This is a genomic window from Marinobacter sp. AL4B (assembly GCF_019916045.1).
GTDB lineage: Bacteria > Pseudomonadota > Gammaproteobacteria > Pseudomonadales > Oleiphilaceae > Marinobacter.
This window is the reverse complement of sequence record NZ_JAILWZ010000013.1, coordinates 1,044,048-1,070,675: the sequence shown is the minus strand read 5'-3', so window position 1 is coordinate 1,070,675 and position 26,628 is coordinate 1,044,048. Positions and strand designations below refer to the sequence as shown.

Sequence of the window (26,628 nt, the reverse complement as noted above, 5' to 3'; positions counted from 1 at the left end):
GGGCCCGTTACGCATGTCGAATCAGATCGTAGATAGTGGGCAGGTTGTTGGAATTCGCGGCGGCGTTGTCGACGTTAAGTTTCCGACGACATCGCCTCGCATTCACGATCTGGTTTACGCGGGCAGTCTGGCGATGGAGGTGAACTCACTTTTGAATAATGGCGCCGTGCGCTGCATGGCACTTGCTCCCGTACGTGGGCTGGGGCTTGGCATGCCGGTGCAGGCCACCGGCATGCCCATTCAGGTTCCAGTAGGTGATACCGTGCTGGGGCGCATGCTCAATGTGTTTGGCGAGCCTATTGACGACAAACCTGCCCCTGCCGCCACGGTACGACGCTCCATTCACCAACCGCCTCCAGCACTGGAAGACCGCGTCATACACAGCGACATCCTGGAAACCGGCATCAAGGCCATCGATCTGCTGTCCCCCATTGAGCGCGGCGGCAAAACCGGTCTGTTCGGCGGTGCGGGCGTGGGTAAAACCGTACTGATCACCGAGCTGATCAACAACACCGTTCAACACTATCAGGGCGTAAGCCTGTTCTGCGGCATTGGCGAACGCTCGCGAGAGGCGGAAGAACTTTATCGCGAGATGGGTGACGCCGGTGTGCGGGATAAAACTGTGATGCTGTTCGGGCAAATGAACGAAGCCCCGGGTGTGCGGTTTCTAGTGGGCAAAACCGCGCTCACTATGGCGGAGTATTTCCGCGACGAGCAGAAGCAGGATGTACTGCTGCTCATCGACAACATTTTCCGTTTTGTGCAGGCGGGCTCTGAGGTTTCCGGATTGATGGGACGTATGCCTTCCCGGGTCGGTTACCAACCCACCCTGGCTACGGAACTGGCAACACTTCAGGAGCGGATTACATCCACGCGCAACGGCACCATCACCTCTATTCAGGCGGTTTACGTGCCGGCCGATGATTTTACCGACCCGGCCGCAGCTCATATTTTCTCGCACCTTTCTGCCTCAGTTGTGTTGTCACGTAAGCGCGCCAGTGAAGGCCTCTACCCGGCGGTGGATCCCCTTGCCTCCGCCTCAGTCATGCTGACGCCGGCCCTGGTTGGCCAACGCCACTACGACATTGCCCGAGCAGTACGGCGCACCCTGGCCGAATACGAGGATCTGCGCGACATTATTGCCATGCTGGGTATGGAAGAACTTGCGGCTGCCGACCGGGCCACCGTTGCGCGAGCGCGGAGGCTTGAACGCTTTCTCACTCAACCCTTTTTCACCGTCGGTGCGCTGACCAGCGACAGCGGCAGGCGAGTGCCCATCAGCGACACCCTCGACGGGTGCGAAACCATCCTGAGCCAGACCGAATTTCACGACAATGAAACCGACTACTACATGATTGGCTCCCTGAAAGATCTGGAGAAAACGTCATGAGCCTTGCCGAATCCATGCAGGTAACGCTGCGCCTGCCAAATCGGACGCTGTTCGAAGGCGATGTGCAGCGGCTATTCGCTACCGCGCAAAACGGTGCTTTCGGCATGCTCCCAAACCATACCGATTTCGTGACGGCGCTAGTGCCCTCAGTATTGACTCTCACCTGCGTCGACGGTATCGAACGTTTTTTTGGCATCGACGAAGGGCTGCTGGTGAAAATAGGCTTTCAGGTAGACGTCGCCATACGTCGCGGCGTTCAAGGCAAGGATCTAGACTCCTTAAATGAAACCGTCAAAGCTGCATTTATCGAAGTGGATGAAGAAGAGCGTATCGCACGCTCAGCCTTGTCTCGACTGGAAGCGGGCATAGTACGGCGTTTTGGAGACTTGCAGAAACCCACGGTATGAGCATGAAAAACGACCACTCAGCAGAAAGTATCCGGCGCAGTGCCGAGCGCATGAAGCGGTCACGGGATGAGCCAGGGGTCAGCCCTCTGCGCGGGCTGGGAGCCTTCGGAATCATTGGCTGGTCAATTGCAGTGCCAACCGTCGGGGGTGCTTTCCTGGGGTTGTGGCTGAACGACGTAGCGCCCCAGAACTTTTCCTGGCCCATTGCACTGATTCTGGGCTGCGTGGTGGTGGGTGGCATCATTGCCTGGGGCTGGATCGAAAAAGAAGGGCCGGATCATAAGGGAGGTAAGCGGTGATAACAGTAAACTGGCCAGCAGTATTGCTGGGTTTTTCATTTGGCTTGCCCGTCAGCGCATTGTTCTTTGTTGGGCTGGCTTGGGGCATGCGACACGCCTTGAGCGCTGACCGGCCCGGGCTTTGGCTGATGGCCAGCTCGTTTTGCCGGATAGCGGTGCTGCTGGGTGCTGGCTTTCTGGTAACGGCTTCTGCTGGCAGTAACTGGGCCATCGCCGGCTACGCGCTGGCGTTTTTGCTGGCGCGGCTTGTTGCTGTGCGCTGGGCCAGAATCAGCAAGGCACCCACAGCAGCAACACAGGATGGCGCGTAATGCAGCTTACCCCCGATGACATTATCGTTTTTACGCTGGCGGGCTGGGAGGTCAACGCCACCATCGTTAACACCTGGATTGTGATGGCGGTGCTGGTGGGCATTTCCATGTTGATTACCCGCAACCTGCGCCCGGATATGCCGCCCCATCGCGGGCGCACCGCGCTGGAAGTAATTGTAAAGCTGATTCAGAGCCAGATCGAAGAGGTTACCCGAAACTCCGCGCGCCATGTGATGTACTTTTCCGGCACTCTGTTCCTGTTCATCGCGTTATCAAACCTGATGTTGGTGGTACCCGGGTTTTCACCACCCACATCGTCGCTCTCCACCACAGCGGCACTGGCCTTGTCTGTGCTGGTGGCGGTACCTGTGTTCGGCATCGCTAGTGGGGGTGTAGGGCACTACCTCAAAACCTTTATTGAACCCTCGGTTCTCATGCTGCCGTTCAACATCATTGGTGAGTTCTCCCGGGGTATTTCGCTGGCTATCCGCCTTTACGGCAACGTAATGAGCGGCGCGGTCATTGCAGCCATCCTGCTAACGGTCGCACCGTTTTTCTTCCCGGTCATCATGGATATGCTGGGATTATTAACGGGCATGATCCAAGCCTACATATTCGCCATTCTAGCCACCGTCTATATTTCATCTGCTACCGCAGAGTCAGACCACCCAGCGCTCAAGAGAGAGGATAAATCATGACCGATCTTGCCATTATTGCGGCCATTTCCATATTTACCGCCGGCCTGACCATTGCCATCGGAGCCATTGGTCCGGCGCTTGGCGAAGGCCGCGCCGCCGCCGCAGCCATTGCCGCCATTGCGCAGCAGCCGGATGCCGCCCCAACCCTGTCACGAACCCTGTTTGTGAGTCTGGCGATGATTGAATCCACCGCCATCTACTGTTTTGTGGTGGCGATGATTCTGATTTTTGCCAACCCATTCTGGGATGCCATGCAGGTTGCCGCAGGAGGCTAGAGCCGATCATGTCCATTGACTGGATTACCGTTATCGCTCAGATCGCCAACTTTCTGGTACTGGTGTGGCTGTTGAAGCGCTTTCTCTATCGTCCAATTCTCGACGGAATTGATGCCCGCGAGGCTGAAATAACCCGCCGCATGGCTGAAGCCGGAGAGGCCGAGAAAAAAGCCCAGGCCGCCGAAGTGGAATTTCACCAGCAGAAAATACAGCTCTTGTCTGACCAGGATGCTGCGGTCAAACAGGCCCTAAGGGAATCGGAAGACCAGCGCGACAGCCTGCTGACCGAAGCCCGCGCCACGCTAGAGCAGGAACAGCAAGACTGGCACAAGCACCTTGAGCACGAGCGCCAGAAGTTCACAGCGCAATTACAGCGAGCTGGAGAAGAAACCCTGCTGGAGCTCACCCGTAAAGCGCTGCGGGATCTCGCGGATGAATCCCTGGAAGAAGCCATCGTTCGCCATGTCAGCTCGCGATTGCGACCGATTGCCAGCGAACTATCTGAAGCGGCGGGCGACAGCAAGGAAGCGGTGGCAACCACTCGCGACACACTGCCTGAGGCGGCACAGGCGCTGCTACGGGCCGATATCAAGGATCTACTCCCCGGCATCAACCTGCGATTTGACACCGACTCTCAGCAGTCACCTGGCCTGGTTCTGCGGGTTGGCGGTGCCCAGGTGGCCTGGACGGTGGACAGCTACACTGAAGAATTTGATGCGTTGTTAAATGAACGGTTGGCTGCCGGAGCTTCCGGGCGAACTCAGCCCGGCGGGGCCTAAATCCGGTTGTTCACATAAGGATAGATAAACCGCTATGTCCAAAACCGATTCCCTTGCTGCCGTAACCCCGCCTCAACCGCACGTTGGGCTGCACTCGGCCGGGCAATTCGAGGCATGGCGGGAACGTCTGCTTGCAATGCCTGCCCCTAAACCGGTAATAACTGAAGTTGGCAAGGTAACCGAAGTCGGCGGCGGTGTTGCTATCGTCACCGGCCTCGCCCGTGCACTGGCCGATGAATTACTGGTGTTCGAATGTGGTGTGCACGGCATCGTGCTGGACTTGGAACCTGGTCGGCTCGGGGTGATTCTACTCGGGCCATCCGAGTTCATTACTCTGGGGGAGGACGTGCGCCGCACCCGTAAGGTAGTCAGCGTGCCGGTTGGCCCTGCTTTGCTCGGTCGCGTGGTCGATGCCATGGGCCACCCAAGAGACGGTTTGGGGCCTATTGAAGCCATAGCGGAAACGCCTATCGAAGCAGAGGCACCGGGTATTCTGAGCCGTTCAGCCATTTTCAAGCCACTAGCCACCGGCCTTAAAGCCATTGATGCCGCCGTTCCAGTGGGGCTAGGCCAGCGCGAGCTGATCATCGGTGATCGCCAAACCGGCAAAACCTCCATCGCCATCGATACCATACTCAATCAGGCGCGATCAGAGGTGACCTGTGTCTATTGCGCCATTGGCCAGCGTGGCGATGCCGTATCGAGGGTTATCGCAGCCTTGAAAAAGGGCGACATGATGGTCCGCAGCATCGTTATGTCGGCGGGCGACGAAGAAACTCCGGGACTGGCTTACATTGCGCCTTATTCCGCCATGGCCATGGCGGAATACTTTTCCGATCAAGGCCAGGATGTGCTGGTGATTTTTGATGACCTCACTCATCACGCTCGCTCCTACCGGGAACTGTCGTTGCTGTTGCGCCGGCCACCGGGGCGTGAAGCCTTCCCCGGCGACATTTTCTACGTGCATGCCCGCCTCTTGGAACGAGCCGGCCAATTTACTCAAGAAGCCGGTGGTGGCTCGATTACCGCCTTGCCGGTAGTGGAAACCCAGGCGGAGAATCTATCGGCCTATATTCCCACCAATCTGATTTCCATCACCGATGGTCAAATTTACCTGTCTCCAAGGCTGGTGCGCCGTAACCAGTTTCCTGCCGTAGATCTGGGCCTGTCCGTATCTCGCGTGGGCGGTAAGGCACAAAGCCGCACCCTGCGTGAAGTAGCCGGCAACTTGCGAGTTACTCTGTCGCAGTTCGAAGAACTGGAAGACTTCGCCCGCTTCGGAACCCGGCTGGACGACACCACCCGTGCCCGCCTCACCCGCGGTGCCGCCGTTCGCACTGCGCTGCGTCAGGCCGAGCGTGACCCCATGCCCGCTGCCGAACAACTGGCGGTTCTGATTGCGGCAATGGAAGGGCTTTTCGATGCCTTGCCGGAAGAACAACTGAGCGATGCTATCAGCCGCATCCGTGCCACTCCCCGGAAGCGCTTTCAGTTCATCGGCGAACGCATCAGCGAAAACAAAGAACTGAGCAAAGAAGACCGCGACCGAATTATAATCGCCGCTCGCACCGCGCTGTCTGCAACGCGCAGCGATCAAACATCATATACAGACGGGGGCAGCTATGGCCCAGACGCTTGAAGCGCTAACCCGGCACAGCAAGACCCTGACCGGCATTCACGGCATCGTCCACACCATGAAAACCCTGTCTGCAATTAACGCGGCACCCTATGAGCACGCGGCCCGCTCTATTGAGGCCTATCACCAGACAATACTACAGGGCTTTGCCGCCTTCGCTTATCGAACTGGCGGCATCAATCTGCGACACGCAGATGCAGCAGAGCATCTGGTCATCGTGTTCGGCTCCGACCACGGCCTCTGCGGCAATTACAATGAAGTGCTCGCCGACGCCGTGCAGCTGCATTGCCAAAGCCAAACGATCGGCAGGCAACGCCTACTCTGTATCGGCGCGCAAATGAACGATGCCCTCGGTGATCAAGGTCTGATGCCAGAAGCTGTTTTACTGCCACCGGCCTCTGCGGATGGTATCGGCCGTCTTGCAGGTGATATTGCTGCTCGCATAGACCACTTCAGTCGGGACCAACCGCTACAGAATCTGGCTGTCACCCTGGCGTTTACCCAACGCGGCGAGCATGGCACACGGGAGCCAAGCATACAGCGTCTTCTTCCGCTGGCACCCTTGCTGCTACAGCGTGAAAAGCACTGGAGTTCACGCTCACTTCCGGATTACACCATGGAGGCAGACGCGTTGTTATCATCGCTGATTCATGGCCACATCTTCGCCAGCGTATTTCGCGCCTCCGCGGAAGCGATGGTAACCGAAAACTCCGCTCGGCTAGCGCTGATGCAGCAGGCAGAGCAATCGGTGAATGAGCGCGCTGAGGCGGTAAAAGGGGAGATGCGATCGGTGCGTCAAACAGAAATCACCAACGAGTTGATGGATGTGATTATTGGGTTTGAAGCATTAAAGAAGAAACAAAAACCTCACGGCCAACCAGACTAAAATTTCAGATTTTCTTCAACTGCTCAATCAAGCTAACTTGATCTATCGGCTTACCCCAACCATTTCCGTGCACCAGCTCCTCCAGCGGCAGACGAGAGCGCCAGCCTTTCGCCTGCAGTTCTGGTTGATCCAAAAACTCGCTGACATAACCCATGCACAGATACGCCAAGGGGTAGACCTGGTCGGGCAACTGCAGAATATCTGACAACTGCTTCTGGTCCAAAATACTGACCCAGCCCACACCAATGCCTTCCGCCCGCGCCGCCAGCCAGAGGTTTTGTACCGCCAGACAGGTGCTGAACAGATCCATTTCCATGATCGAGTTTCGGCCCAACACATGAGGGCCACCCCGGGAACGGTCACAGGTGATGCACAGGTTGATCGGGCTTTCGATAATGCCTTGAAGCTTTAAGCTCCGATAGGATTCCTTCCGCTCGCCGGTGTAGTTCTCAGCGGCCTTGGCGTTCTCGTCATTGAAACTAGCCAGCACCTGCTCCCGTATCGGCAAACTGTCGATCACGATGAAGTCCCACGGCTGCATAAAGCCAACAGACGGCGCGTGATGGGCCGCTTTCAGGATTCGGGCTAAAACATCGTCCGGAATAGGGTGGGGAAGAAACTGCGAGCGCACGTCACGGCGTTCAAAAATAGCCCGGTACAGCCCTTCTTGCTGGGCTTCAGTAAACGGGTCGTTGTGGTTGCTCATAACTGCAACAGGCTCCTTAGCCGACCGGTATCCAAACAGGTTTCTACTTGATCCGCCAAACGATCTAACTGCTGTAAACGGTGGCTCTGGTAATCTACCGCCTGCGCAACCGTTTGGTTCAAACCCGCCCAAGTCAAAATAGCATCACAAGCTTCGCGCGCATCAAACAGGCCATGTATATAGGTGCCGGCTATCTGGTCATCGTGACTGACCGCACCATCCGGCCGGCCTTCCAGTTCTGCAAAAGGGCGAGCCAGTGCTGGGCCTTCGGTAATCCCGTTGTGCATTTCATAGCCCTGCATCGCCACGCTTGTATTCGCCCCGGCCACGCTCGCCGTCAAGGTGCCGGACACCTGCTTCAACTGCTTGCCGGACACCATTCGCGTACTCATTTCCAGCAAGCCCAAGCTTTCTGTGCGGCCGACTTCGCCTTCAAGGCCTTTCGGGTCGTCAACCCATTGCCCCAGCATCTGAAAGCCGCCACATATCCCCAACACCTTGCCGCCATAGCGCAGATGTTTGCGCAGAACATCCGGCCAACCTTGGTGTTTCAGCCACTGCATGTCGTGACGGGTACTTTTGCTGCCCGGCAGGATGATCAAATCAGCAGGAGGTATGGGTTGGTCTGGGCCGACAAACGTGAGATTTACACCCGGATGCAGCCGCAACGGGTCAAAGTCATTGTGATTGCTGATGCGCGGCAGTACCGGCACCACCACGTTCAACGCGCCGGCTTGGCTATCGCCTTCAGTGCTGACACTGTCTTCGGAATCCACCACCAACCCGTGCAGGAATGGCAACACGCCGAAGACCGGCTTGCTTGTGTGCGTTTCAAGCCAGTCGAGCCCCGGCTCCAACAGCGCAATATCGCCCCGGAAGCGGTTGATGATGTAGCCCGCCGTTCTTGCCCGCTCGGTTTCAGACAGCAACTCGAGGGTACCGACCAGCTGTGCGAAAACACCGCCTTTGTCGATATCACCCACCAACAGCACCGGGCAATCCGCTGCTTCGGCAAAGCCCATATTGGCAATGTCGTTGGCTCGTAGATTAATCTCCGCTGGGCTGCCGGCACCTTCGGCAATGATCACGTCGTAGCGCCCACTCAGCGCACGCCAGCTGGCCATCACCGACGCCATGGCTTCAGCCTTGTAGGCGTGATAGTCCAAGGCATCCATATTACCGTGGACTTTGCCTCTCAAGATCACCTGGGCGCCGCAGTCGCTTTGGGGCTTCAGTAGAACCGGGTTCATATCGCTGTGCGGTTCAAGGCCACACGCCAAGGCTTGCAGCGCGGTGGACCGGCCAATTTCACCGCCATCCATCGTTACCGCACTGTTCAAAGCCATGTTTTGGGGTTTGAAAGGAGCAACCGACACACCTTGGCGGGCCAACCAGCGGCAAAGGGCAGCCACAACAGTGGTTTTCCCTGCATCCGAAGTGGTGCCCTGAACCATCAAGGTGGGCATTTACAGTTCCACACCCTTCTGGGCTTTAATGCCTTGATCTTTGAAGGCGTGTTTCACTACGCCCATTTCTGTAACAGTGTCCGCAAGATCAACCAGTTCTTGGGGTGCACCGCGGCCGGTTACAACGACGTGCTGCATATCCGGACGGCCCTGCAGATCGTCCAGCACCCGATCAAGATCAATGTAATCGTATTTGAGTGCAATGTTCAGCTCGTCCAGCAAGATCAAGTCGTAGCTGTCGTCTTTCAACATGGCCGCGGTGATGTCCCAAGCCTCGTTGGCGCTCTTAACATCCTGCTCCCGATCTTGGGTATCCCAAGTGTAGCCTTGGCCCATCACATGGTAGGTCACATTGGGCAGATCCCGGAAGAACGCTTCTTCACCGGTGCTGAACGCCCCTTTGATGAACTGCACAATGCCTACCTTCATGCCATGCCCCAAAGCCCGAGCCACCATGCCGAAGCCGGAGCTACTTTTGCCCTTACCGGGACCGGTCAGCACCAGTAACACACCTTGCTCTTTCTGAGCCCGAGCGATGCGGTCCTGCATGATTTTTTGCTTGGCCGCCATGCGCTTGGCGTGGCGTTCTGGGTCTTTAGCGCGTTCACGCATAGGTCTTCTCCTTGTCAGTACAGAAAGTCAGCGCCTGTCCGCGAAAAATAGCGGCTACCAATTCGGGAGCTGACGGGAAATAACCGTGGAAATAGCTGGCCACCAAAGCATTTTGGCAGAAAACGGCCTCACCGCCGGTGCCTGCTTGCTTATGGCTATAAGCAGATGGCTGCCACGAGGTATCCAGCGTAGAGCGATGGAACGTGTGGCCTCGCAAATCGCCTTGCTCCGTTTTCAGACTGTGCATGCCGATGCCTTGCAAACGCTTAGCCATAGCCGCGCGGCCCGGTATCAGGCCATACAGCGAATGCACCACGTCGTCTTTATCCGAGAGTTCTTGCGCACAGGCCATTAAGCCACCGCATTCCGCCAATATCGGCTTACCCGCGCCATGAAAGGCACGAATTGAATTCGCCATCGCAGTATTCTCCGCCAGCGTATTGCCATGCAGCTCCGGGTACCCGCCAGGAAGCCAAAGGGCATCCGCGGGCGGCAGTTCCGAGTCATCCAGCGGGGAGAAATAGTGCAGTTCAGCGCCCATTGCTTGCAGTAATTCGGTGTTGGCGCGATAGATAAAGCTGAAGGCGGCGTCACGAGCGATCGCAATACGCACGCCGGCCAGCAGTGCTTGGGGCCGATTTACCGATTCAACTGCGGGAATCTCCACCGCTTTTGGCAATTCGTCGAGCCCCGCCTCTTTCAACACTTGGGCAGCGTCATCCAGTTTCTGGTCGAGATTACCGAGCTCTGCCGGTTGCATTAGCCCCAGATGTCGCTCGGGTATGTTCATGGCATCGTTTCTGGGGATAGCCCCTAACAAACGAACACCTTCAGGCAGCCGCTCTTTCAGCATTTCACCATGGCGAGGGCTACCAATTTTATTCGCAATCACGTCATAAATTGATAGCTCCGGGTCAAAGCGGACAAGACCCAACACGAGAGCACCAAAGGTTTGAGCCATGCCGCCTGCGTCGATAACGGGCAGGGCTGGAATACCCATAAGTTTCGCCAAATCAGCACTGGATGGATCGCCATCAAACAATCCCATCGCGCCTTCGATCAAAATGAGGTCCGCATCTTGTGCTGCCTCAGCCAACCGCCAGCGGCACTCATCTTCTCCGGTCATCCAAGGGTGTAACTGATAGACGGGGTGTCCGGATGCAACCTCCAGCACCATCGGGTCGAGATAATCCGGCCCGTGCTTAAACACTCGCACCTTACGCCCGGCATTCCGGTGTAGACGGGCCAATGCCGCTGTCACCATGGATTTCCCCTGCCCCGAGGCGGGGCCGGTAATCATTACTGCCGGGACGAACTTGTTCATAGTTTCACCATTGTCATCGTTATTAACCGGAGCTCACAGGAACAAACACCGGTGCGCCGTCGGCCTCTACGGTCACCAGTTTTTGGTTATACAATTGTTCAAGTGCGGATGGTTTCAACATACTGTCAGCGGGCCCCCAACAAGCATCACCGTTGGGGTAAAGCAGCAATACATGGCTACACCACCGTGCGGCCAGGTTCAGGTCGTGCAGGCACATGAACACGGCCTTTCCGGTAACAGACTGGCTTCTAAGAAGACGCATGACTTTGACCTGATGGTGTAAGTCCAGATGGTTCGTCGGCTCATCAAGCAACCAGATGTCGGGGTTCTGGGTCATCAGTGTTGCGATCGCAACCCGCTGACGCTCACCGCCCGACAAGGTACTGAGCAAACGGTCAGACAAATGATCAACATCCATCGTCGCCAATGCCTGTTGCGCGCGAGTTTGATCATCAGCTTGCTCGTTTTCCCAAGGCGACAACCATGGGTGACGCCCAATCAATGCGGTTTCCATAACCGTTGCAGGGAAACTGTCTTGACGCTCCTGAAACACCAAGCCCAGCTGCTGCGCTACGTCACGACGCTTTAGCTCTATCAGCGGCGAATCGTTCAATACAACTCGGCCACTGCGTGCAGGTAACAAGCCAGCGAGGGTATGCAACAGAGTGGTTTTTCCGGCCCCATTAGGGCCCAACACGCCCCACGTCTGACCGGGTTTCACACTCAAATTAAGAGGAAAACCGTCTGCTCTACCGGGTACATTGATGATCAGATCGCAAGTATGCAGCGTGCTCATCAACGGCTCCGGTGCAGTAGATACAGGAAGGTCGGTACGCCCAGTAATGCGGTAATTACGCCCACGGGAAGCTGCTCAGGCGCGATCACAGTGCGGGCGAGGGTATCCGCCAAGACAAGCAGAGTGCCGCCGGCCAAGGCACTGGCCGGCAAAATAATGCGCTGGTCGTTGCCCAGTACCAGACGAAGCATATGCGGCACAATCAGGCCTACGAACCCGATACTGCCTGCTGTTGTTACCGCCGTCGCGGTCAGCAGGCTGGCGAGCACATAAATAGTCCACTCAAGCGGGCGAACCGATACTCCGAGTACCGCTGCCTGCATCGGGCCACGCGCCAACACGTTTAGATTTCTGGCAAGCGGCATAATCACCAGAATAGCCAGCACAAGCACCATCACCGCTGGCCAAGGGGTACGAGCGTAGGAAACATCGCCCATCAGCCAGTAAAGCATGCCGGGTAGTTTGTATGATGGGGTAATGGCCAGCATCAGCGTAATCACGGCTCCCCAGCCAGCCGCCACCACAACACCCGTCAGCAGCAGACGCGAGGCGGTCCAACTGCCGGTACCATGGGCAAGACCGAACACCAACACCATTGCCAACATGGCGCCGGCGAAGGCTGAGCCAGAGATCAGCAACGCCCCCATCCCTGTCAACATCGCCAACAGCGCACCAACCGCGGCACCTCCGGACAGCCCCAGCACATACGGGTCAGCCAACGGGTTGCGTAGCAGCACCTGCATCAAGGCTCCCGCCACCGCTAACAGACCACCAGTCGCAAATGCGGCAAGGGTACGTGGCAGGCGCAACTCCAGCAGCAAGGTCTGGTTCAGCTTGCTGCCCTCACCCTGAATGACAGCCCAGAGTTCCGAAGGTGCAATCGTTACGCTGCCTATCGCCAGCGCCAACATAAAAGCAGCCAAAGAAATCCCACTGAGCACCAACAAAGATCTTGTCATAGTGCAGGCACCTGTTTACCCAGGTTTTTGCAGGTTTTACTAGCGTCCACGGGCAACGTCCAGCCTTTGGCAAATATCACGACTCGCTTCAAGAAGCCTGGGGGTCGGCCTTGATATCGGTGATGCCGGCACAAAAAACAGGTTGTTTTTTGCCACAGCGCTCATTCCCGGGTAGTTCTTCCAGTGATCAAGCTGGTTATCTTCGATACCCTCAACGCTTCCGGTAATAATTGCGTGAGGGTCTGCCGCCAGCACCACTTCGGCACTGATTCTCGGCACCAGCCGCGGCATGTCGCCGAAAACATTCACCCCTCCGCAAAGCTGAACCACTTTGCCAATCAGGTGATCATTGTTGATGGTCATCAGCGGCGTCTGCCAGACTTGATAGAAGACCGGTATGGGCTTTGCGTCGCGGTACTGCTTTGCAATCACAGCGATCCCTTTACGGAAACGTTCCGCTTCCGCAAAACCTTCCTGTTCCGTGCCCGCCAGTATCGAAAGCTGTTCAATGACTTTGGAAACGCCCTCGAAGGTGCGTGGTTCAATGGCAAACATGGGCAAACCCAATGCCTGCAGCATCTCCATTTGCGCGGGTGGATTACCTGTTCGCCACGTGATCACCAAATCGGGTTTAAGCGCCAACAGCGCTTCCAAATCTATTCGGGTATGATTGCCCACCAAAGGTAACTTGAGGGCTGCTTCGGGGTAATCACTGTAATTCACCACAGCGACTACCTTGTCGCCCGCTCCAGCAGCAAACGCCAGTTCTGTAGCACCGGGGGACAGGGTAGCGATGCGTTTGGCCGGTTGATCCAGGCAAATTTCTTCCCCTTGATCATCCGTAACACAAACAGGCGCCGCCAACCCAAATGGCGCCAGTAGCATCAAGCTCAACACCATTGCTATAGCTTTCAGCTTTATCACTGGCACCTCCTCGCTGTTATCACATCGTTTATCGAATGTCGTAGCGGACAGTCAGCATGGCCGTGCGGCCTGCGGTTGTATAGACATCTCCGGTCCATCGACTAGCGGTATGGTATGTTTTATCGAACACATCTTTAACCGACAACTTCGCCACCCAATCTGGCGCAAAAGACCAACTTGTTCTTAGGTCAACAAGCCCGTAGCCTGGCAGGCGGCCTTCCTCACCGGCAGCGTTAAAACGATGATTCTCTGCGCGAGCGGTACCGCCAACACTCCAGCGCCCCAGCAATCGATCGACATCTAAGCGTATCGATTGCTCTGCACGGCGCCTTAACTGATCACCTGTCTGACTATCTTCGTAATCCCCAAAGGTTCCAGCCAGTTTCATCAGCCACTTGTCTACTTCTAGTCCTGCCGATGCCTCAACTCCCCGTAGGCGAGCTTCAGGAACATTATCGACACCATTCTTGCTGGACAGTGACAGGTCGTCCACGTCACTTTGGAACAACGCCACGTCCCAGAACCAAGATGTATAGCGTCCTGCAAGCCCCACTTCATAACTGATCGCCTCTTCGGGTTCCAGGGTTGGATCTCCGTAATTAGGCCAGTATAAATCGTTAAACGACGGTGCTTTGAATGAGGTTCCAGCACTCACGCGGACACGATGCTGACGATCAAATTGGTAGCCCGCCGCAGCGCCCCATGTTGTATGTTTGCCATAGGCTTCATTGTCATCATTGCGAATACTCAAATGGAGGTCTGCAGGTCCAAAGCCGAGCAAAGCTTGAGCAAAATAGGCGTTATTCGCACGGCTGCTTTCCTCGTAAGCTGTTGTGCTGCTCACCTGATCCGTCATTCTTTCAGCGCCTACGACAAATTCATGCACGCCCCAAGTCAGCCAATTCTCTAGCCTCGTTGTGCGGCTTTGAGTATCGAAAAAAGTAGGAGAGCTACCCGGCGCAAAAGATTCGCCTTCATCTCTTGCATCGGAAACCTGCAATTTTGCACGCCAATAACGAGTGATCGGGGCATCTAAACTGGCGCCTGCAGTTTGTAGAGTGAAATCCGTTTCGCCACCTTCGTATTCTGTCGTTCCATTCGCGTTGAGGAATAAACCGGAAACTTTCACGCCATTTGAAAATACATGGCTCGCACTCGCCACGGAGGAATGGTTGTCGTATGCCTTATCTTCACCACCAATGACAACTGGCGCGCCGTCAGTTCGAAAATAATGAGTGCCTACGTTAACTTTGGTGTCACGTTCAGCAAAGGAGAACCCAGCACCGTACTGCTGGCTATCAAAGTTACCTGCACCGACTTCCACCCAACCGCCGGCCGACTGCTTGGTCTCTGGCAAGGTAAATGCCTGAATCACACCTCCGGTCGCATCCGCGCCGTACAAGCTACTGCGACTACCTCGAACAATTTCTACTCGTTTAATCATTTGAGGCGGCAAGTGCTGCCATGCTGGAGCACCCGAAGTTGCTGAGCGCAAACGAATACCATCTACCAGCAACACTGCGCCCGACGAGTCATGCCCCCGAATGAACACACTGGTTTGCTTACCAAATGAGCCGGTATTCGTAACGTTTATACCCGGCTGACTTTCCAGCAGTTCCGAAAACTGCAGTGCCTGTTGCCTTGTAATTTCTTCCTCTTCAAGCACCGTCACCGATGATAAGCTTTCGCCCTGAGTACTGGGAGCCAGAGTGGCGGTCACTACGATTGGGTTCAATATTTGAGTTTCTTGCTGGCTAGCATCGGCTGTCGCTGCAAATACAGGCAACAAAATTAACGCCGGAATGGCCTTCGAAGGGTTCATATCATCACTCACAGTTCACCGCACGCACCCGCGCGGTCGGTCTTGGTTACTGCGAAGGACAATTAAGGTGTTCGGACGGGGGTGGAGGGCGTGTAGTGCTGATGAGCCGGATCACCCACCGCCGTCGCCCTCCGCAACGTCTGGTGTACGGAGTTTGAGAAACTCCGTCTTTCAGGCCGGTCTCCGGACTTTCAGGCGGAGACCGTGCTCCGGAGCAATCACCTTCCCATGCCTATGGCACAGTGGCGTAACGGATTGCTATTAACCTGATTACCGTTGCGGGGGCAGTACTGGACTCTCACCAGCTTCCCGTTTCACTCTATGGATTCATCCGACTATCGCCAGCCTGAAATGAAAATGCAGAGCACCTGAAATCGCGGGCAAGACTACCAACCGGGGTGGGGGTGGTCAATGACATATATAAATTCCCGACAGAGCGTCAGCCAGGCGCTGCCAGCTGGCCTCATCGGCGGGCAAACCAAAGCGCAAAGCCTGGGGAGCATCGAAGCACCGCACCAGAATTCCGCACCGGGCGAGACGATCTGCAATTTCCGCTGCCTTCGAATGCTGTACCGTCTGAAACAACAAAGTGCCGGAAAGGGATCCCAGACCATGTTGTTCAAGCAGAGCGGACAATCTCATCGAGGCTTCTTGCTGCTTGGCCAATGCTCCTGCTTGCCAGGTCTCGTCTTCCAAAACCCGTTTCATTAAATATCGCGTCGGGCCACTTACAGGCCAAGGCCCAAGTTCGTGGTTGAATTGTTTTGCCAGCCCACGTTCCAACAGCACAGCGCCGGCCCGAATTCCCGCCAACCCAAAAAACTTCCCTAACGACCTCAGTATCAGAAGATTGGCTGAACCTGCCCATGGGTCGAGCGTATGATCGGGAAGTCCGTCAATGAACGCCTCATCCACAACCAACCATCCACCGTGCCGCTCCAACCTTTCCCGCCAGGCCAACAATCGCTCTGGCATCAGCACCTGCCCAGTCGGATTGTTTGGATTAACCCAAACCATCACATCTACTGAAGCCAGCCAGTCCAGATCATCCGCCAATGCCTGCTCCGCGGAAATACCCACCACTTCAAAGCCCGCCCGTTGCCAGGCATGGCCGTGTTCCCTGTAACCCGGTATGGGCACCGCCACCCGGCCAAGCCCATGCACGCGTTTACGAACTGCAGGCAACGCCATGATGGCTTGCTGACTTCCAGCCACGGGCAGACAGACTGCATCAGCCGGTGCCCCGGCCCAGTGCCGAATAATCTCTTCCAAACCGTCATCCGGCTCGGGCAGGCGTTGCCAAACCTCTAACGGAATCTCGGGAATAGGGTAGGGCACGGGGTTTATACCGGTTGAAAGATCAAGCCACTGGTCTCGGGGTATCCCCCATTTCCGGGCCGCGGCTTCCAGCCTGCCGCCGTGTTCCGGGCGCTCAGGTGAACGAAACGGAATCACACTGCACCTCCCGCCAGAAAACCAAAGGCGAACAGCGCCAAGACAATCAACCACAGGCCCACACCTCGCTGAACCAGCCCGACGGCCCCATCAACCGTCTGGGCGTTTGCCTCAGGGCCGCGGCCCAACCGGGGGCGTTGTTTAACTCCGTTGGCGTAGGGTGCCGGGCCGCCCAGGGAAACGCCCAGCGCTCCGGCCCCTGCCGCCATCACCGGGCCGGCATTGGGGCTGTCCCATGTTTTTCCCTGACGAAACCAACACGACATCCCTAGCCGCGTGTTGCCCATCAGCGCGTAGGTAAGGGCGGTCAGCCGCGCAGGCACCCAGCCCATAAGGTCATCCAGTCGGGCGGCAAAGCGTCCAAAGTAGAGGTAGCGCTCGTTACGGTAACCCCACATAGCGTCCAGCGTATTCACCAGGCGGTGCAAAACCACACCCGGTAAGCCAGCCACCAGGAACCAGAACAAACTGGCAAAGACTGCATCCGCACCGTTCTCCAACATAGATTCGGCGGCCGCAGCGGCCACACCGCTGTCGGAGAGCGATTCGGCATCGCGGCTCACAATGCGCCTTACCGCTTCACGGGCTTGCTCTCCATTCTCTTGCAGCAAAGCGTCCGATACCGCCTTGCCATGCTCGGCTAAGCCCCGCAGCGCAATGGCCAGCCACAGCACAGCTGCCTGCACCCATAACGCCGCCCAACCACTCAACAGTTCCTGTAACAGTACTGCCACGGCAACCACTGGGGCCATCAACAGCACGGCTGAAATCCCACCGAGCGCTACACTACGACCCGCTTGTTGCGGCCGACGATTAAAGCGATGCTCAAACCAAACAACCGCACGGCCGAAGCCTACCAACGGGTGCCAGCGACGCGGCTCTCCCACCAATACATCGAACAAAACCGCGACACAGCACGCGGCTACCGACATCGAAAACGCTTCCAAGACCACACCCTCATGAAGAATGCCGGCAAGTCTACCCGACTCAAGCCTTACCTTGACACCATTGGGCCACAGATAGACCATCCTCTCTTTCCGTTCACAAGGAACACTCCATGCCTCTGCCCCAAAGCTGGCTTCAGCAGCCACCCACTCCGTCCCACGCACATTCAGAACTTGCCTTGGCTCGCCAGCAAGTACTCACAAAGCCACCCGGATCTCTGGGAAATCTGGAGCGGATTGCCATTACACTTGCGGGCTTGTCGGGCAGTGAAACGCCTACGGTTGATCCGGTTCGCATGGCCATTTTCGCCGGTGATCACGGCGTTTGCGCTGAAGGCGTATCCGCTTTTCCGCAGGCTGTTACCGCGCAGATGATTGCCAACTTCGCCCATGGCGGCGCAGCCATCAGCGTCATGGCAAAAGAACTTGGTGCCAGTCTGGAGGTGGTGAATCTGGGCACCGTTGCAGACGTGCCGGAACTGCCCGGTGTGATTAGCGAGATTATCGCACCGTCAACAGCGAACATGGCAGAAACCTGCGCCATGACCCGCGAACAGGTGGAAGCGGCGCTGACCAGCGGTGACAACGCTGCGAAACGTGCTAAAGCAGCTGGCTGCCGGCTGTTTATTGGTGGCGACATGGGCATTGGCAACACCACCAGCGCCTCGGCTATAGCTTGCGCTCTTCTGGGCCACAGCCCACAGCCGTTAGTTGGCCCTGGAACGGGCCTGAACGCCAAAGGCGTCTCTCGAAAAGCCGCCGTGGTGGAGCGCGCCCTGGCCCGCCACGGTGACTCCAAAGACCCACTGACGGTGCTGACCTCATTGGGCGGATTTGAACTCGCCGGTTTAGTCGGCGCTATTATGGGCAGTGCGGCCCGGGGTATTCCGGTTCTTGTGGACGGGTTCATCGTGTCGGCCGCTGCACTGATCGCCGTTCATCAGCAACCGCGCGTGCGCGACTGGCTGCTGTTCGCCCACCGCTCAGCCGAACCCGGGCACAATGCCGTTCTGGAGGCGCTGGAAGCGTTACCCTTGCTGGATCTTGGTATGCGTTTGGGCGAAGGTAGCGGAGCGGCTGTCGCGGTACCTCTGCTTCGTTCCGCCTGCGCTTTGCACAATCAAATGGCCAGCTTTGCAGATGCCAACATCAGCGGAAAATCAGAAGAGTAAACCACCATGACCACCATTCTCGACCTGATACGCCACGGCGAACCCGAAGGCGGCCCGATGTTCCGGGGCAGCAAAGATGATCCGTTAAGCGAACTGGGCTGGCAGCAAATGCACGCCGCCATCACCAGCACCGACCACTGGGATGCCATCGTGAGTTCGCCCATGGCCCGCTGCCAACGGTTTTCGGAAACCCTTTCTAAGCAACAGAACATTCCGCTGCATATCGAACAGGAGCTTCGGGAAATCGGATTTGGCGAGTGGGAAGGACTGACCGCGGAACAGGTCGAGGCAGGTTACGGTGATCGTCTGAATCGTTTCTGGAAAGACCCTATTAACTTCCTGCCACCAGGCGGTGAACCGGTCGCCGACTTTTACAACCGAGTGATCCACAGCATTCATCACTGGCAGGAGAAGCTGTCCGGGCAAAAGGTGTTGGTGGTCTGCCATGGTGGCGTTATTCGAATGGCTCTGGCTGATGTTTTGGGCATACCGCTGGAGAAATCCTTCACCGGCTTTGCGGTGCCTTACGCCTGCCGCAGCCGCATACAGGTTGATCAATCCGAGTTTGGCATCTTTCGCAGCGTGATCAGCCACCAACCTTAAGTGTGGCTACCTTTGAGAGTCAGTGGCAAACCAGCGATCGACATCACCACTTCGTCACAGCGCTGGGCCAGCGCCTGATTCAACCAACCCAGCTCATCCGCAAAGCGCCGGGTGAGCGGGTCCATGCCAATGGTGCCCAACCCGACCTCATTGGTAACCACCACAACAGAGCCGGCATACTGCTCCACGGCTGTCAGAAAAGCCGCTCGTTCCTGTTCAAACACCCCGCTTTCGGCAAACAACAAATTGCTCAACCACAGACTCATGCAATCGATGAGCAACAGAGGCGGCTTGGCTGATTGCTCCTGATAATCATTGAGCACGTGAGCCAAATGCAACGGCTCTTCCACCAAGCCCCAACCAGCCGGCCGCTGCTGTTGGTGGCGGCGAATACGCTGCGCCATTTCATCGTCGCCCGCTGTGGCCGTCGCCACATACACGACAGACGCTTCCGCCGCCTGCGCGCGCTGTTCTGCCATCGCCGTTTTGCCAGAACGAATGCCTCCGGTTACCAGCAATTTCACCGCCATGCCAAGCCTCCTGAAGACCCGAGAGAAAGGGTGCCAAAGGTACACCAAAAAAAACCACAACTGCTATAGTTTGGCCAGAACTTGTATTCGCTGGAGAGAACATGCAGGCCGAACTGCTGGACATTCAAAATCACATTACCCAACACGCGCCCTTTGACGAAATGTCCGACGAGTTGCTGGACAAAATCGTCACCAACATCGAGGTGGTTTACGTCCGTGCAGGAACGCACATTGTCGAGCTCGGCCATCAAGCCGATAGCCTGCATTACGTTCGCAGTGGCGCTGTCGAGATCTATCGGCGCTCGGGTGAGCTATACAGCCGGGCTGGTGAGGGCGAGATTTTCGGTCAGTTCGGCCTGATGATGAACAAAAAAGTGCGCTTCCCGGTCAAAGCCATCGAAGACAGTCTGATCTACAAAATTCCCGATCATATCTTTCATTACCTTTGGGAGCATGACGACAACTTCGCCGACTTCGTTGAAATCGAGGACCGCAGTCGTCTGCGCTCCGCCGTCTCGCGCCGGGAAAAATCGAACGAGCTCATGACGGCGAAAGTGACCCGGCTGATTTCCCGACCGCTGGTGTCCGCGCCTACTACAGTGCGTTTGCAAGAAGCGGCGCGGATTATGACTGACAACGGCGTATCGTCCTTGCCGCTGATGGACGAAAGCGGCGACACACCAAAACTAGTGGGCATTATTACCGACCGGGATCTACGCACCCGGGCCGTGAACTACGCCTTAGCCTCTGAAACCCCCGTCTGTGAGATCATGACGGAAGAGCTGATCACCATCCGTAGCCGGGCCTTTATCTTCGAAGCCATGCTGACCATGCTGCACAACAACGTGCACCACCTGCCAGTGATGGACGGCAATGAAGTGCGCGGGGTTATCGCTCTATCGGACATCATCAAATACGAAAGCCAGAGCAGTATCTATCTGGTCAGCAACATCTTCCGCCAACAGAATGTGAAGGGCTTGAAGAAAATCAGTGTAGACGTGCGCGACAGTTTCGTGCGCATGGTCAACGAAGATGCCAATTCCCACATGGTCGGCAGCGCCATGGCCGGCATTGGCCGCAGTTTCAGCCAGCGCCTGCTGGAACTGGCGGAAGAAAAACTCGGCCCCCCGCCCATTCCATACTGCTACATGGCCTTGGGGTCGATGGCACGGGACGAACAACTGGTCGTAACCGATCAGGATAACGCCCTGATACTCGACGACAGTTTCACTCCGGAAGAACACGACGAATATTTCCTGGCAATGGCCAAGTTCGTGTCAGACGGCCTCGCCGAGTGTGGCTACACCTATTGCACCGGTGACATCATGGCCACCAACCCAAAATGGCGCCAGCCCCTCAAGGTGTGGAAAAAATACTTCACCGACTGGATTGATAATCCTAACGGCCAAACGCTACTCAACAGCAACATTTTCTTCGACCTGGATGGCATTCACGGTGAAACCAATTTCGCCGAGCAATTGAAAACCCTGGTCGCCGACAAAGCTTCCAGCAGCCAGAGATTTCTGACGCTGATGGCACGCAATGCCTTGAACCGCACACCGCCACTTGGCTTCTTCCGCACGTTCGTGCTGGAAGAAGACGGCAAGCACCAAAAAACCTTCAACCTGAAGCGGCGGGGCACCGCGCCGCTGTCCGATCTGATCCGCGTGCACGCACTGGCCTGCGGATCTCGCTCCCAGAACTCGTTTGAGCGCTTGAAAGACATTGCCGAAACCAAACTGCTGGTCGATGACGATGCCGGCAACCTGCGTGATGCCCTGGAATTTATATCCATTGTCCGAGTTCGCCATCAGGCCTTAGCCATCGAAGAAGGTCGCGAGCCCGACAACAACGTGCGTCCTGAAGACTTGTCCCCCTTTGAACGAAGCCATCTGAAAGACGCCTTTCAGATTGTCAGCAATGCTCAAAGATTCCTCAGATTCCGCTACAACGCAGGGACGGTCAGGAATGCCTAGTAACATCAAGAGTCGGAATAGCAAACAAAACTGGCCGGAAAATTATCGCACGCAAGTTCAGAAAGCCGTTGACCCAAGAATTCGCGCATTTTACGAAGCCGGTTGCCCCAACCCGGAAACGCCGATCAAAGACGTTCCGCTGCTGGCACTGGATTTTGAGACCACCGGGCTGGATGTTACCCAACACTCAATCGTGAGTATCGGCTTGGTTCCATTCACGCTGAAAGGCATCCAGCTTGGCAAAGCGTGGCACCAGATTGTACGCCCGAAACTGCCGTTGCATCAGGAGTCGGTCGCCATTCACGGCATCACCCACGCTGAAATTCAAGACGCACCTGATCTGGAAGAAGTGCTCGACCCTCTGTTTGAACACCTGATTGGGCGAATACCGGTGGTGCATTATCGTAATATCGAACGCCCTTTTCTTAATACCGCTTTGCAATGGCGGTTAAACGAACAACTGCGTTTTCCGGTCATCGACACCATGGCCATCGAGGCTTACCTGCACCCCCGGCGGCGGCCTTCGCGCTGGCAACAACTCGTGGGCAAAAAGCCCACATCAATCCGCCTGCCCGATAGCCGAACCCGCTATGGTTTGCCTCACTACGCCGGCCACAGTGCCCTGATTGATGCCATTGCGACTGCCGAACTGTTACAAGCCCAGATTGCTCATCATTTCAGCCCGGACACGCCCGTCGGTGACCTATGGGTATAGGTGACCGTAGCCCAAGCCCTTTGCAACCGCTAGAATGGAATCACATTTACCAAAGAGTTCAAAGTGACCGAATCAACCATTAAAAAAACCCCTATCGATGCCTTCAAACGGGCTCGAAGAATGTGGTTAAAAGGGGAAAAGATCAGCCTTGCCGCCCTTGCCGACGACTTAGGTATCGGCCGTGCGACCCTGTTCCGCTGGGTGGGCAATCGTGATCTGCTGATTGGTGAAATTTTATGGTCGCTTTACGAACCTCTGTACAAAGAAGCTCGCGAGATAACCCCCGGGCATGGCGTTGATTACGTGGTTGGTGTGTTTCGTCATATCAACATCACCATTCTGCATTTCTCACCACTGCGAAAGTTCCTGCATCAAGACCCGGAATACGCCTTGAAGATGCTCACCTCGTCGCACTCCACGCTGCACGCCCGAACCGTAGAAGTGAATACCCGCTTACTGAAGGATGAAATACGCACCGGGCACCTGACTCCGCCCATGAACATTCAGAGCTTGTCGTACTTCATGGTTCGCATCGCGGAGTCCTGTCTTTACAGTGACATTATCGGCGGCCGCGAACCCAGAGAAGAGGAGCTGGAAGACGCCTGCACGGCCGTACGGATTTTGCTCGGTGGAAAAGTTTAGCCCGCTGCACGCTCGAACCAACGTCATTTGAGCAGACACAAAAAAACCCGGCGCTGTTCTCAGCGCCGGGTTTTCTTTTATCAGACTAGTGCTTGTTAACCCATCAGGTTGTAGACAAACACAATCACAACAGCGACTGGCGTGACATAGCGAATCAGCACGTGCCAAAGCGTAAAGGCAGCGCCTTTCATCACTAGATCAGACTGCAGTGTTTCCTTGGTTACAAACCAACCCACAAACAGAGCGGTCAGCAAACCGGATAGCGGCAGCATGATGTTCGCTGTGAAATAGTCCAGCAGGTCGAACATAGTTTTGCCCTCAAACGCGGCAAACATGCCCAGCGGCGTGACATCTGACCAAACGTTCAGGGACAAAATGGACACAATGCCCAGCGCCCAACACGCACCACCGGCCAGAATCGCACTGAACGTACGACCCATCTCGGTTTTTTCCTCAACCCACTCAACCACAGGCTCTAGCAGCGAGATACCGGATGTCCAAGCTGCAAACAGCAGCAGCACGAAGAACAGAGTGCCAAACAGACCACCCATCGGCATGTTGCCGAAGGCAAGCGGCAGCGTTTGGAAAATCAGACCAGGGCCGGCACCCGCTTCCAGACCGTTGGCAAACACCACGGGGAAAATGGCCAAACCGGCCAACAGGGCAACCACCGTGTCCATCAAAGCAACGCTCACGGCGGTACGGCCAATGGGTACATCACGACTCAAATACGAGCCATACGCCATCATGATGGCCATACCCAAACTCAACGTGAAGAAGGCATGGCCAAGTGCGACCAGTACACCTTTAACAGTCAGCGCCTCAAAATTCGGAGTGAACAGGAAGCTGACTGCCTCGCCGAAATGGCCGGTTGTGGTTGCATAACCAACCACAACCAGCAACAACACGAACAAGGCTGGCATCAGAATAGTAACCGCACGCTCCAGACCGCCTTTCAAACCGCGGGACACAACAAATACCACCAGGGCCATAAACAAGGTGTGCCACGCCAATAGCTGCACCGGGCTGGCTAAAAGATCGCCGAACAGCTTGCCAACGGTTTCAGCGGTGCCGCCAGTGAAATCGCCCATAGCAGAATGGCCGATGTAGGAAGCGGCCCAGCCACCGATCACCGAATAGAATGACAGAATAATAAACGCAGCGAACATGCCGACAATCGCAGATATCCGCCAGGCTGGAGACGCGAGGTTGCGCTCTGCCACCAGACGGAAACTGGCGATCGGGTTATGACGGCCATTTCGACCGATAAACACTTCCGCCATCATAATGGGGATACCGATAATGAAAATACAAAGTAGGTATACCAGTACAAAGGCACCGCCACCGTTCTCACCGGTTACATACGGGAACTTCCAAACGTTACCCAGGCCGACGGCTGACCCGGTCGCCGCCAGAATAAACGCGAGTCTTGACGACCAAAGTCCGCGCGAACCAGCTGCGGAGTTAGACTGTGTCATGTGTTTTTCTTCCTGTGCTTTTGGCTGAGGAAACTACAATTTATGCACGCCGGTTTAAGGTACCGTCGCAGTTGGTGCAGAATTCTGCCAGCACTGGCGACATGATGCCAGTGCTGGCCTTTTGAGGAGCGCTCGAAGGCGCCCACTTATTCTTCTCAAACTACCGATGTTTAACGGGTTTTATCGATAAAACGGGCAACCAAGTCTTTCAAACCGTGAGCCATAGTACTCAGTTTGTCACTACTGCTCCGAGCGGCTTCCGCCTGCTCGTCACTCTGATCCGCCAGACCTGCAATGTTCACAATCTGTTGATTAATTTCATCGGATACCTGGCTCTGCTCTTCGAACGCCGCCGACATCGTGATGAAACTGTCAGAAATGGAATCAACGGAGCTGACAATCGCATTCAGCGCACCAACTGCGCCTTGGACTTTGCTCAGCCCGTCACCCGCGATGGCCTCACCGGCCCGAACGGCCTCATTGGTTTCTTCGACCTGAGCTCGAAAACTTTCGATGACTTCCTGAATCTTAACCGTAGACTCTCGCGTGCGCTGAGCCAAAGAACGTACTTCATCGGCGACCACGGCGAAGCCACGCCCTTGTTCTCCGGCTCGCGCCGCTTCAATCGCCGCATTCAGCGCAAGCAGGTTGGTTTGATCAGCGATGTCTGAAATCAGATTAGCTGCTTCGCCAATGGTTTGAGTAGACTCGCCCAAACGACTAACCGAGGCACCAATACTGCCAACCCGATCAACCAATTGCTCAATGGCTGCCAGAGCTTCGGTACTGCGCGCACTGCCGTCATGGGCCAGACGATTCGCCTGCTCGGCTTCTTGGGCATTGTCGTTGACGGCCGAAGCCACTTCCTGAATGGAGGCGGTCATTTCATTGATCGCTGACGCTGTCTGATCCGTTTCAGCGCGCTGACGAGCAATAGCCCCGGCGCCGTCAGTAATAAAGGTGCGTGAAGCCTGCGCCTGATCGTTCAAATACTCAGCCTGATCATCAATTCTGGCCAGCGCCGTCCGCAAACGCGCTTCCTCGCTCACCAATACCAAAGACAGCCTCGAAAAAAGCCCTTGCTCGCTGGAGTAGGTCTGAGCAATCAACGGATCCTGAAACGCGTCTTTTCGAAGCCCCAGAACGCTTTTCAGGCGTTTGGTCACCGAACCATACATCCACCACGCCGCCAAACCATGCCCCAGAGTAGCAACAACCACGGCCCACACAGGCGACGTCAGCTGTAACGCCAGCAACGTAAGCCCTAATGATACGATGAATGGAGCGCCTGAGCGCAGCGTAGACATTATGCGGCTGATACGCGCCGACGGCATCCGGCCTGCCGAAAGCCGTGCATACAGCTTTTGCGTTCGTTCGACCTGCTCCAGGGTGGTGGCGACACGTACCGATTCGTAGCCGACTTTTTCGCCAGCTTCCCATATAGGGGTAACGTAAGCGCTAACCCAGTAATAGTCACCGCACTTGGTGCGATTTTTCACAACACCCATCCAGGCTTTACCCGCTTTCAGGTAACCCCACATGTTGGCAAAGGTCGCTACCGGCATATCGGGGTGACGAATCAGGTTGTGTGGCTGGCCAATCAGTTCATCGCGCGGATACCCGCTGATGGTTTCGAAATCATCATTGCAGTAGGTGATCACGCCCCTGAGGTCGGTGGTACTGATCAGCCGCATGCCAGCGGCCACGTCGATTTCTTTATCGGTGACCGGTAGATTTTCACGCATAGTACAAAGCGCCCCGAGATATCGTGGAAATGTTGCAGGCATAGCAAGCACTGAGTGGCGACAAAGTAAACCTCTGAT

Annotated in this window: 27 protein-coding genes and 1 riboswitch; of the genes, 14 read left to right on the top strand and 13 right to left on the bottom strand. The window is 56.1% G+C overall.

From position 1 onward, the window contains the following. The first annotated feature begins 13 nt into the window (after positions 1–13). From atpD to K5L82_RS15190, 9 genes are read left to right on the top strand one after another with little or no spacing between them, the layout of a single operon-like run. A complete protein-coding gene (gene atpD, locus K5L82_RS15230) occupies positions 14–1,390 on the top strand; it encodes a F0F1 ATP synthase subunit beta (RefSeq protein ID WP_133006798.1) in 1,377 nt (458 codons plus the stop codon). Next, a complete protein-coding gene (locus K5L82_RS15225; protein ID WP_223134723.1) occupies positions 1,387–1,797 on the top strand; it encodes an ATPase in 411 nt (136 codons plus the stop codon). Before atpD ends, K5L82_RS15225 begins: the two co-directional genes overlap by 4 nt. Next, positions 1,794–2,096 carry an ATPase F0F1 gene (locus K5L82_RS15220; RefSeq protein ID WP_223134722.1) on the top strand — a complete coding sequence of 101 codons (303 nt, stop codon included), beginning with the start codon at positions 1,794–1,796 and terminating at the stop codon, positions 2,094–2,096. Before K5L82_RS15225 ends, K5L82_RS15220 begins: the two co-directional genes overlap by 4 nt. Further along, entirely contained in the window at positions 2,093–2,407 is a 315-nt protein-coding gene (locus K5L82_RS15215; RefSeq protein WP_316933411.1) for an ATP synthase subunit I, read from the top strand. The genes K5L82_RS15220 and K5L82_RS15215 overlap by 4 nt, the downstream gene beginning before the upstream one ends. Next, positions 2,407–3,105: a F0F1 ATP synthase subunit A gene (locus K5L82_RS15210; RefSeq protein WP_223134721.1), complete on the top strand. Its 699-nt coding sequence runs from the start codon at positions 2,407–2,409 to the stop codon at positions 3,103–3,105. The genes K5L82_RS15215 and K5L82_RS15210 overlap by 1 nt, the downstream gene beginning before the upstream one ends. Next, positions 3,102–3,380 (top strand): F0F1 ATP synthase subunit C, encoded by a 279-nt coding sequence (locus K5L82_RS15205; protein WP_022990721.1) that lies wholly within the window; start codon positions 3,102–3,104, stop codon positions 3,378–3,380. The genes K5L82_RS15210 and K5L82_RS15205 overlap by 4 nt, the downstream gene beginning before the upstream one ends. 8 nt (positions 3,381–3,388) lie before the next feature. Then, entirely contained in the window at positions 3,389–4,159 is a 771-nt protein-coding gene (locus K5L82_RS15200; RefSeq protein ID WP_223134720.1) for a F0F1 ATP synthase subunit B, read from the top strand. Between the two features lie 34 nt (positions 4,160–4,193). Continuing rightward, positions 4,194–5,798, top strand: a complete 1,605-nt coding sequence (locus tag K5L82_RS15195) for a F0F1 ATP synthase subunit alpha (protein WP_223134719.1) — start codon at positions 4,194–4,196, stop codon at positions 5,796–5,798. Beyond that, positions 5,782–6,681 (top strand): F0F1 ATP synthase subunit gamma, encoded by a 900-nt coding sequence (locus K5L82_RS15190; protein ID WP_223134718.1) that lies wholly within the window; start codon positions 5,782–5,784, stop codon positions 6,679–6,681. The genes K5L82_RS15195 and K5L82_RS15190 overlap by 17 nt, the downstream gene beginning before the upstream one ends. Before the next feature lie 4 nt (positions 6,682–6,685). On the opposite strand, the gene bluB is transcribed toward K5L82_RS15190, so the two are convergent. The 10 genes from bluB to cbiB all read right to left on the bottom strand — a co-directional run bounded on the left by bluB (position 6,686) and on the right by cbiB (position 17,677). Then, the gene (gene bluB, locus K5L82_RS15185; RefSeq protein ID WP_133006806.1) at positions 6,686–7,387 is read right to left on the bottom strand and encodes a 5,6-dimethylbenzimidazole synthase; all 702 of its coding nucleotides are present in this window, start codon (positions 7,385–7,387) and stop codon (positions 6,686–6,688) included. Continuing rightward, positions 7,384–8,853, bottom strand: coding sequence for a cobyric acid synthase (locus tag K5L82_RS15180; protein ID WP_223134717.1), 1,470 nt, complete (start codon positions 8,851–8,853; stop codon positions 7,384–7,386). Before K5L82_RS15180 ends, bluB begins: the two co-directional genes overlap by 4 nt. Then, positions 8,854–9,465 carry a cob(I)yrinic acid a,c-diamide adenosyltransferase gene (gene cobO / locus K5L82_RS15175; protein WP_223134716.1) on the bottom strand — a complete coding sequence of 204 codons (612 nt, stop codon included), beginning with the start codon at positions 9,463–9,465 and terminating at the stop codon, positions 8,854–8,856. After that, positions 9,458–10,789 (bottom strand): cobyrinate a,c-diamide synthase, encoded by a 1,332-nt coding sequence (locus K5L82_RS15170; RefSeq protein WP_223134715.1) that lies wholly within the window; start codon positions 10,787–10,789, stop codon positions 9,458–9,460. Before K5L82_RS15170 ends, cobO begins: the two co-directional genes overlap by 8 nt. Before the next feature lie 22 nt (positions 10,790–10,811). Next, a complete protein-coding gene (locus K5L82_RS15165) occupies positions 10,812–11,585 on the bottom strand; it encodes an ABC transporter ATP-binding protein (RefSeq protein ID WP_133006810.1) in 774 nt (257 codons plus the stop codon). After that, positions 11,585–12,544, bottom strand: coding sequence for a FecCD family ABC transporter permease (locus K5L82_RS15160; protein WP_223134714.1), 960 nt, complete (start codon positions 12,542–12,544; stop codon positions 11,585–11,587). The genes K5L82_RS15165 and K5L82_RS15160 overlap by 1 nt, the downstream gene beginning before the upstream one ends. Positions 12,545–12,583: 39 nt before the next feature. Then, entirely contained in the window at positions 12,584–13,468 is an 885-nt protein-coding gene (locus K5L82_RS15155; RefSeq protein ID WP_316933410.1) for a cobalamin-binding protein, read from the bottom strand. Between the two features lie 28 nt (positions 13,469–13,496). Next, positions 13,497–15,290 carry a TonB-dependent receptor domain-containing protein gene (locus K5L82_RS15150; RefSeq protein ID WP_223134713.1) on the bottom strand — a complete coding sequence of 598 codons (1,794 nt, stop codon included), beginning with the start codon at positions 15,288–15,290 and terminating at the stop codon, positions 13,497–13,499. A gap of 156 nt (positions 15,291–15,446) precedes the next feature. Beyond that, positions 15,447–15,655, bottom strand: a riboswitch (cobalamin riboswitch). 43 nt (positions 15,656–15,698) lie between these two features. After that, a complete protein-coding gene (gene cobD, locus K5L82_RS15145) occupies positions 15,699–16,745 on the bottom strand; it encodes a threonine-phosphate decarboxylase CobD (protein WP_316933409.1) in 1,047 nt (348 codons plus the stop codon). After that, positions 16,742–17,677 carry an adenosylcobinamide-phosphate synthase CbiB gene (gene cbiB, locus K5L82_RS15140; protein WP_223134958.1) on the bottom strand — a complete coding sequence of 312 codons (936 nt, stop codon included), beginning with the start codon at positions 17,675–17,677 and terminating at the stop codon, positions 16,742–16,744. The genes cobD and cbiB overlap by 4 nt, the downstream gene beginning before the upstream one ends. Positions 17,678–17,808: 131 nt before the next feature. Here cbiB and cobT point away from each other — a divergent pair, with 131 nt between their 5' ends. Together cobT and K5L82_RS15130 are read left to right on the top strand one after the other, a co-directional pair. Next, positions 17,809–18,861 carry a nicotinate-nucleotide--dimethylbenzimidazole phosphoribosyltransferase gene (gene cobT, locus K5L82_RS15135; RefSeq protein ID WP_410505869.1) on the top strand — a complete coding sequence of 351 codons (1,053 nt, stop codon included), beginning with the start codon at positions 17,809–17,811 and terminating at the stop codon, positions 18,859–18,861. 6 nt (positions 18,862–18,867) lie between these two features. Further along, positions 18,868–19,464, top strand: a complete 597-nt coding sequence (locus tag K5L82_RS15130) for a histidine phosphatase family protein (protein ID WP_223134711.1) — start codon at positions 18,868–18,870, stop codon at positions 19,462–19,464. On the opposite strand, the gene cobU is transcribed toward K5L82_RS15130, so the two are convergent. Further along, complete coding sequence (cobU, locus tag K5L82_RS15125; protein WP_223134710.1) at positions 19,461–19,994, bottom strand: bifunctional adenosylcobinamide kinase/adenosylcobinamide-phosphate guanylyltransferase; 534 nt, start codon at positions 19,992–19,994, stop codon at positions 19,461–19,463. The genes K5L82_RS15130 and cobU overlap by 4 nt on opposite strands. Positions 19,995–20,095: 101 nt before the next feature. Here cobU and K5L82_RS15120 point away from each other — a divergent pair, with 101 nt between their 5' ends. From K5L82_RS15120 to K5L82_RS15110, 3 genes are all read left to right on the top strand, one after another. Continuing rightward, positions 20,096–21,970, top strand: coding sequence for a putative nucleotidyltransferase substrate binding domain-containing protein (locus K5L82_RS15120; protein ID WP_223134709.1), 1,875 nt, complete (start codon positions 20,096–20,098; stop codon positions 21,968–21,970). Continuing rightward, complete coding sequence (locus K5L82_RS15115; RefSeq protein ID WP_223134708.1) at positions 21,963–22,685, top strand: 3'-5' exonuclease; 723 nt, start codon at positions 21,963–21,965, stop codon at positions 22,683–22,685. Before K5L82_RS15120 ends, K5L82_RS15115 begins: the two co-directional genes overlap by 8 nt. Before the next feature lie 63 nt (positions 22,686–22,748). Then, the gene (locus K5L82_RS15110; protein ID WP_133006819.1) at positions 22,749–23,327 is read left to right on the top strand and encodes a QsdR family transcriptional regulator; all 579 of its coding nucleotides are present in this window, start codon (positions 22,749–22,751) and stop codon (positions 23,325–23,327) included. Between the two features lie 95 nt (positions 23,328–23,422). On the opposite strand, the gene K5L82_RS15105 is transcribed toward K5L82_RS15110, so the two are convergent. After that, positions 23,423–24,805, bottom strand: coding sequence for a sodium-dependent transporter (locus K5L82_RS15105; protein WP_133006820.1), 1,383 nt, complete (start codon positions 24,803–24,805; stop codon positions 23,423–23,425). Positions 24,806–24,975: 170 nt separating this feature from the next. Continuing rightward, entirely contained in the window at positions 24,976–26,550 is a 1,575-nt protein-coding gene (locus K5L82_RS15100; protein ID WP_223134707.1) for a methyl-accepting chemotaxis protein, read from the bottom strand. Between the last annotated feature and the right edge of the window lie 78 nt (positions 26,551–26,628).

Bases quoted from the DNA above. Each gene is read 5' to 3' on its own strand.
- atpD (WP_133006798.1), top strand. From the start codon at position 14: ATGTCGAATCAGATCGTAGATAGTGGGCAGGTTGTTGGAATTCGCGGC.
- K5L82_RS15225 (WP_223134723.1), top strand. From the start codon at position 1,387: ATGAGCCTTGCCGAATCCATGCAGGTAACGCTGCGCCTGCCAAATCGG.
- K5L82_RS15220 (WP_223134722.1), top strand. From the start codon at position 1,794: ATGAGCATGAAAAACGACCACTCAGCAGAAAGTATCCGGCGCAGTGCC.
- K5L82_RS15210 (WP_223134721.1), top strand. From the start codon at position 2,407: ATGCAGCTTACCCCCGATGACATTATCGTTTTTACGCTGGCGGGCTGG.
- K5L82_RS15205 (WP_022990721.1), top strand. From the start codon at position 3,102: ATGACCGATCTTGCCATTATTGCGGCCATTTCCATATTTACCGCCGGC.
- K5L82_RS15200 (WP_223134720.1), top strand. From the start codon at position 3,389: ATGTCCATTGACTGGATTACCGTTATCGCTCAGATCGCCAACTTTCTG.
- K5L82_RS15195 (WP_223134719.1), top strand. From the start codon at position 4,194: ATGTCCAAAACCGATTCCCTTGCTGCCGTAACCCCGCCTCAACCGCAC.
- K5L82_RS15190 (WP_223134718.1), top strand. From the start codon at position 5,782: ATGGCCCAGACGCTTGAAGCGCTAACCCGGCACAGCAAGACCCTGACC.
- bluB (WP_133006806.1), bottom strand. From the start codon at position 7,387: ATGAGCAACCACAACGACCCGTTTACTGAAGCCCAGCAAGAAGGGCTG.
- K5L82_RS15180 (WP_223134717.1), bottom strand. From the start codon at position 8,853: ATGCCCACCTTGATGGTTCAGGGCACCACTTCGGATGCAGGGAAAACC.
- cobO (WP_223134716.1), bottom strand. From the start codon at position 9,465: ATGCGTGAACGCGCTAAAGACCCAGAACGCCACGCCAAGCGCATGGCG.
- K5L82_RS15170 (WP_223134715.1), bottom strand. From the start codon at position 10,789: ATGAACAAGTTCGTCCCGGCAGTAATGATTACCGGCCCCGCCTCGGGG.
- K5L82_RS15165 (WP_133006810.1), bottom strand. From the start codon at position 11,585: ATGAGCACGCTGCATACTTGCGATCTGATCATCAATGTACCCGGTAGA.
- K5L82_RS15160 (WP_223134714.1), bottom strand. From the start codon at position 12,544: ATGACAAGATCTTTGTTGGTGCTCAGTGGGATTTCTTTGGCTGCTTTT.
- K5L82_RS15150 (WP_223134713.1), bottom strand. From the start codon at position 15,290: ATGAACCCTTCGAAGGCCATTCCGGCGTTAATTTTGTTGCCTGTATTT.
- cbiB (WP_223134958.1), bottom strand. From the start codon at position 17,677: ATGTCGGTAGCCGCGTGCTGTGTCGCGGTTTTGTTCGATGTATTGGTG.
- K5L82_RS15130 (WP_223134711.1), top strand. From the start codon at position 18,868: ATGACCACCATTCTCGACCTGATACGCCACGGCGAACCCGAAGGCGGC.
- cobU (WP_223134710.1), bottom strand. From the start codon at position 19,994: ATGGCGGTGAAATTGCTGGTAACCGGAGGCATTCGTTCTGGCAAAACG.
- K5L82_RS15120 (WP_223134709.1), top strand. From the start codon at position 20,096: ATGCAGGCCGAACTGCTGGACATTCAAAATCACATTACCCAACACGCG.
- K5L82_RS15115 (WP_223134708.1), top strand. From the start codon at position 21,963: ATGCCTAGTAACATCAAGAGTCGGAATAGCAAACAAAACTGGCCGGAA.
- K5L82_RS15105 (WP_133006820.1), bottom strand. From the start codon at position 24,805: ATGACACAGTCTAACTCCGCAGCTGGTTCGCGCGGACTTTGGTCGTCA.
- K5L82_RS15100 (WP_223134707.1), bottom strand. From the start codon at position 26,550: ATGCGTGAAAATCTACCGGTCACCGATAAAGAAATCGACGTGGCCGCT.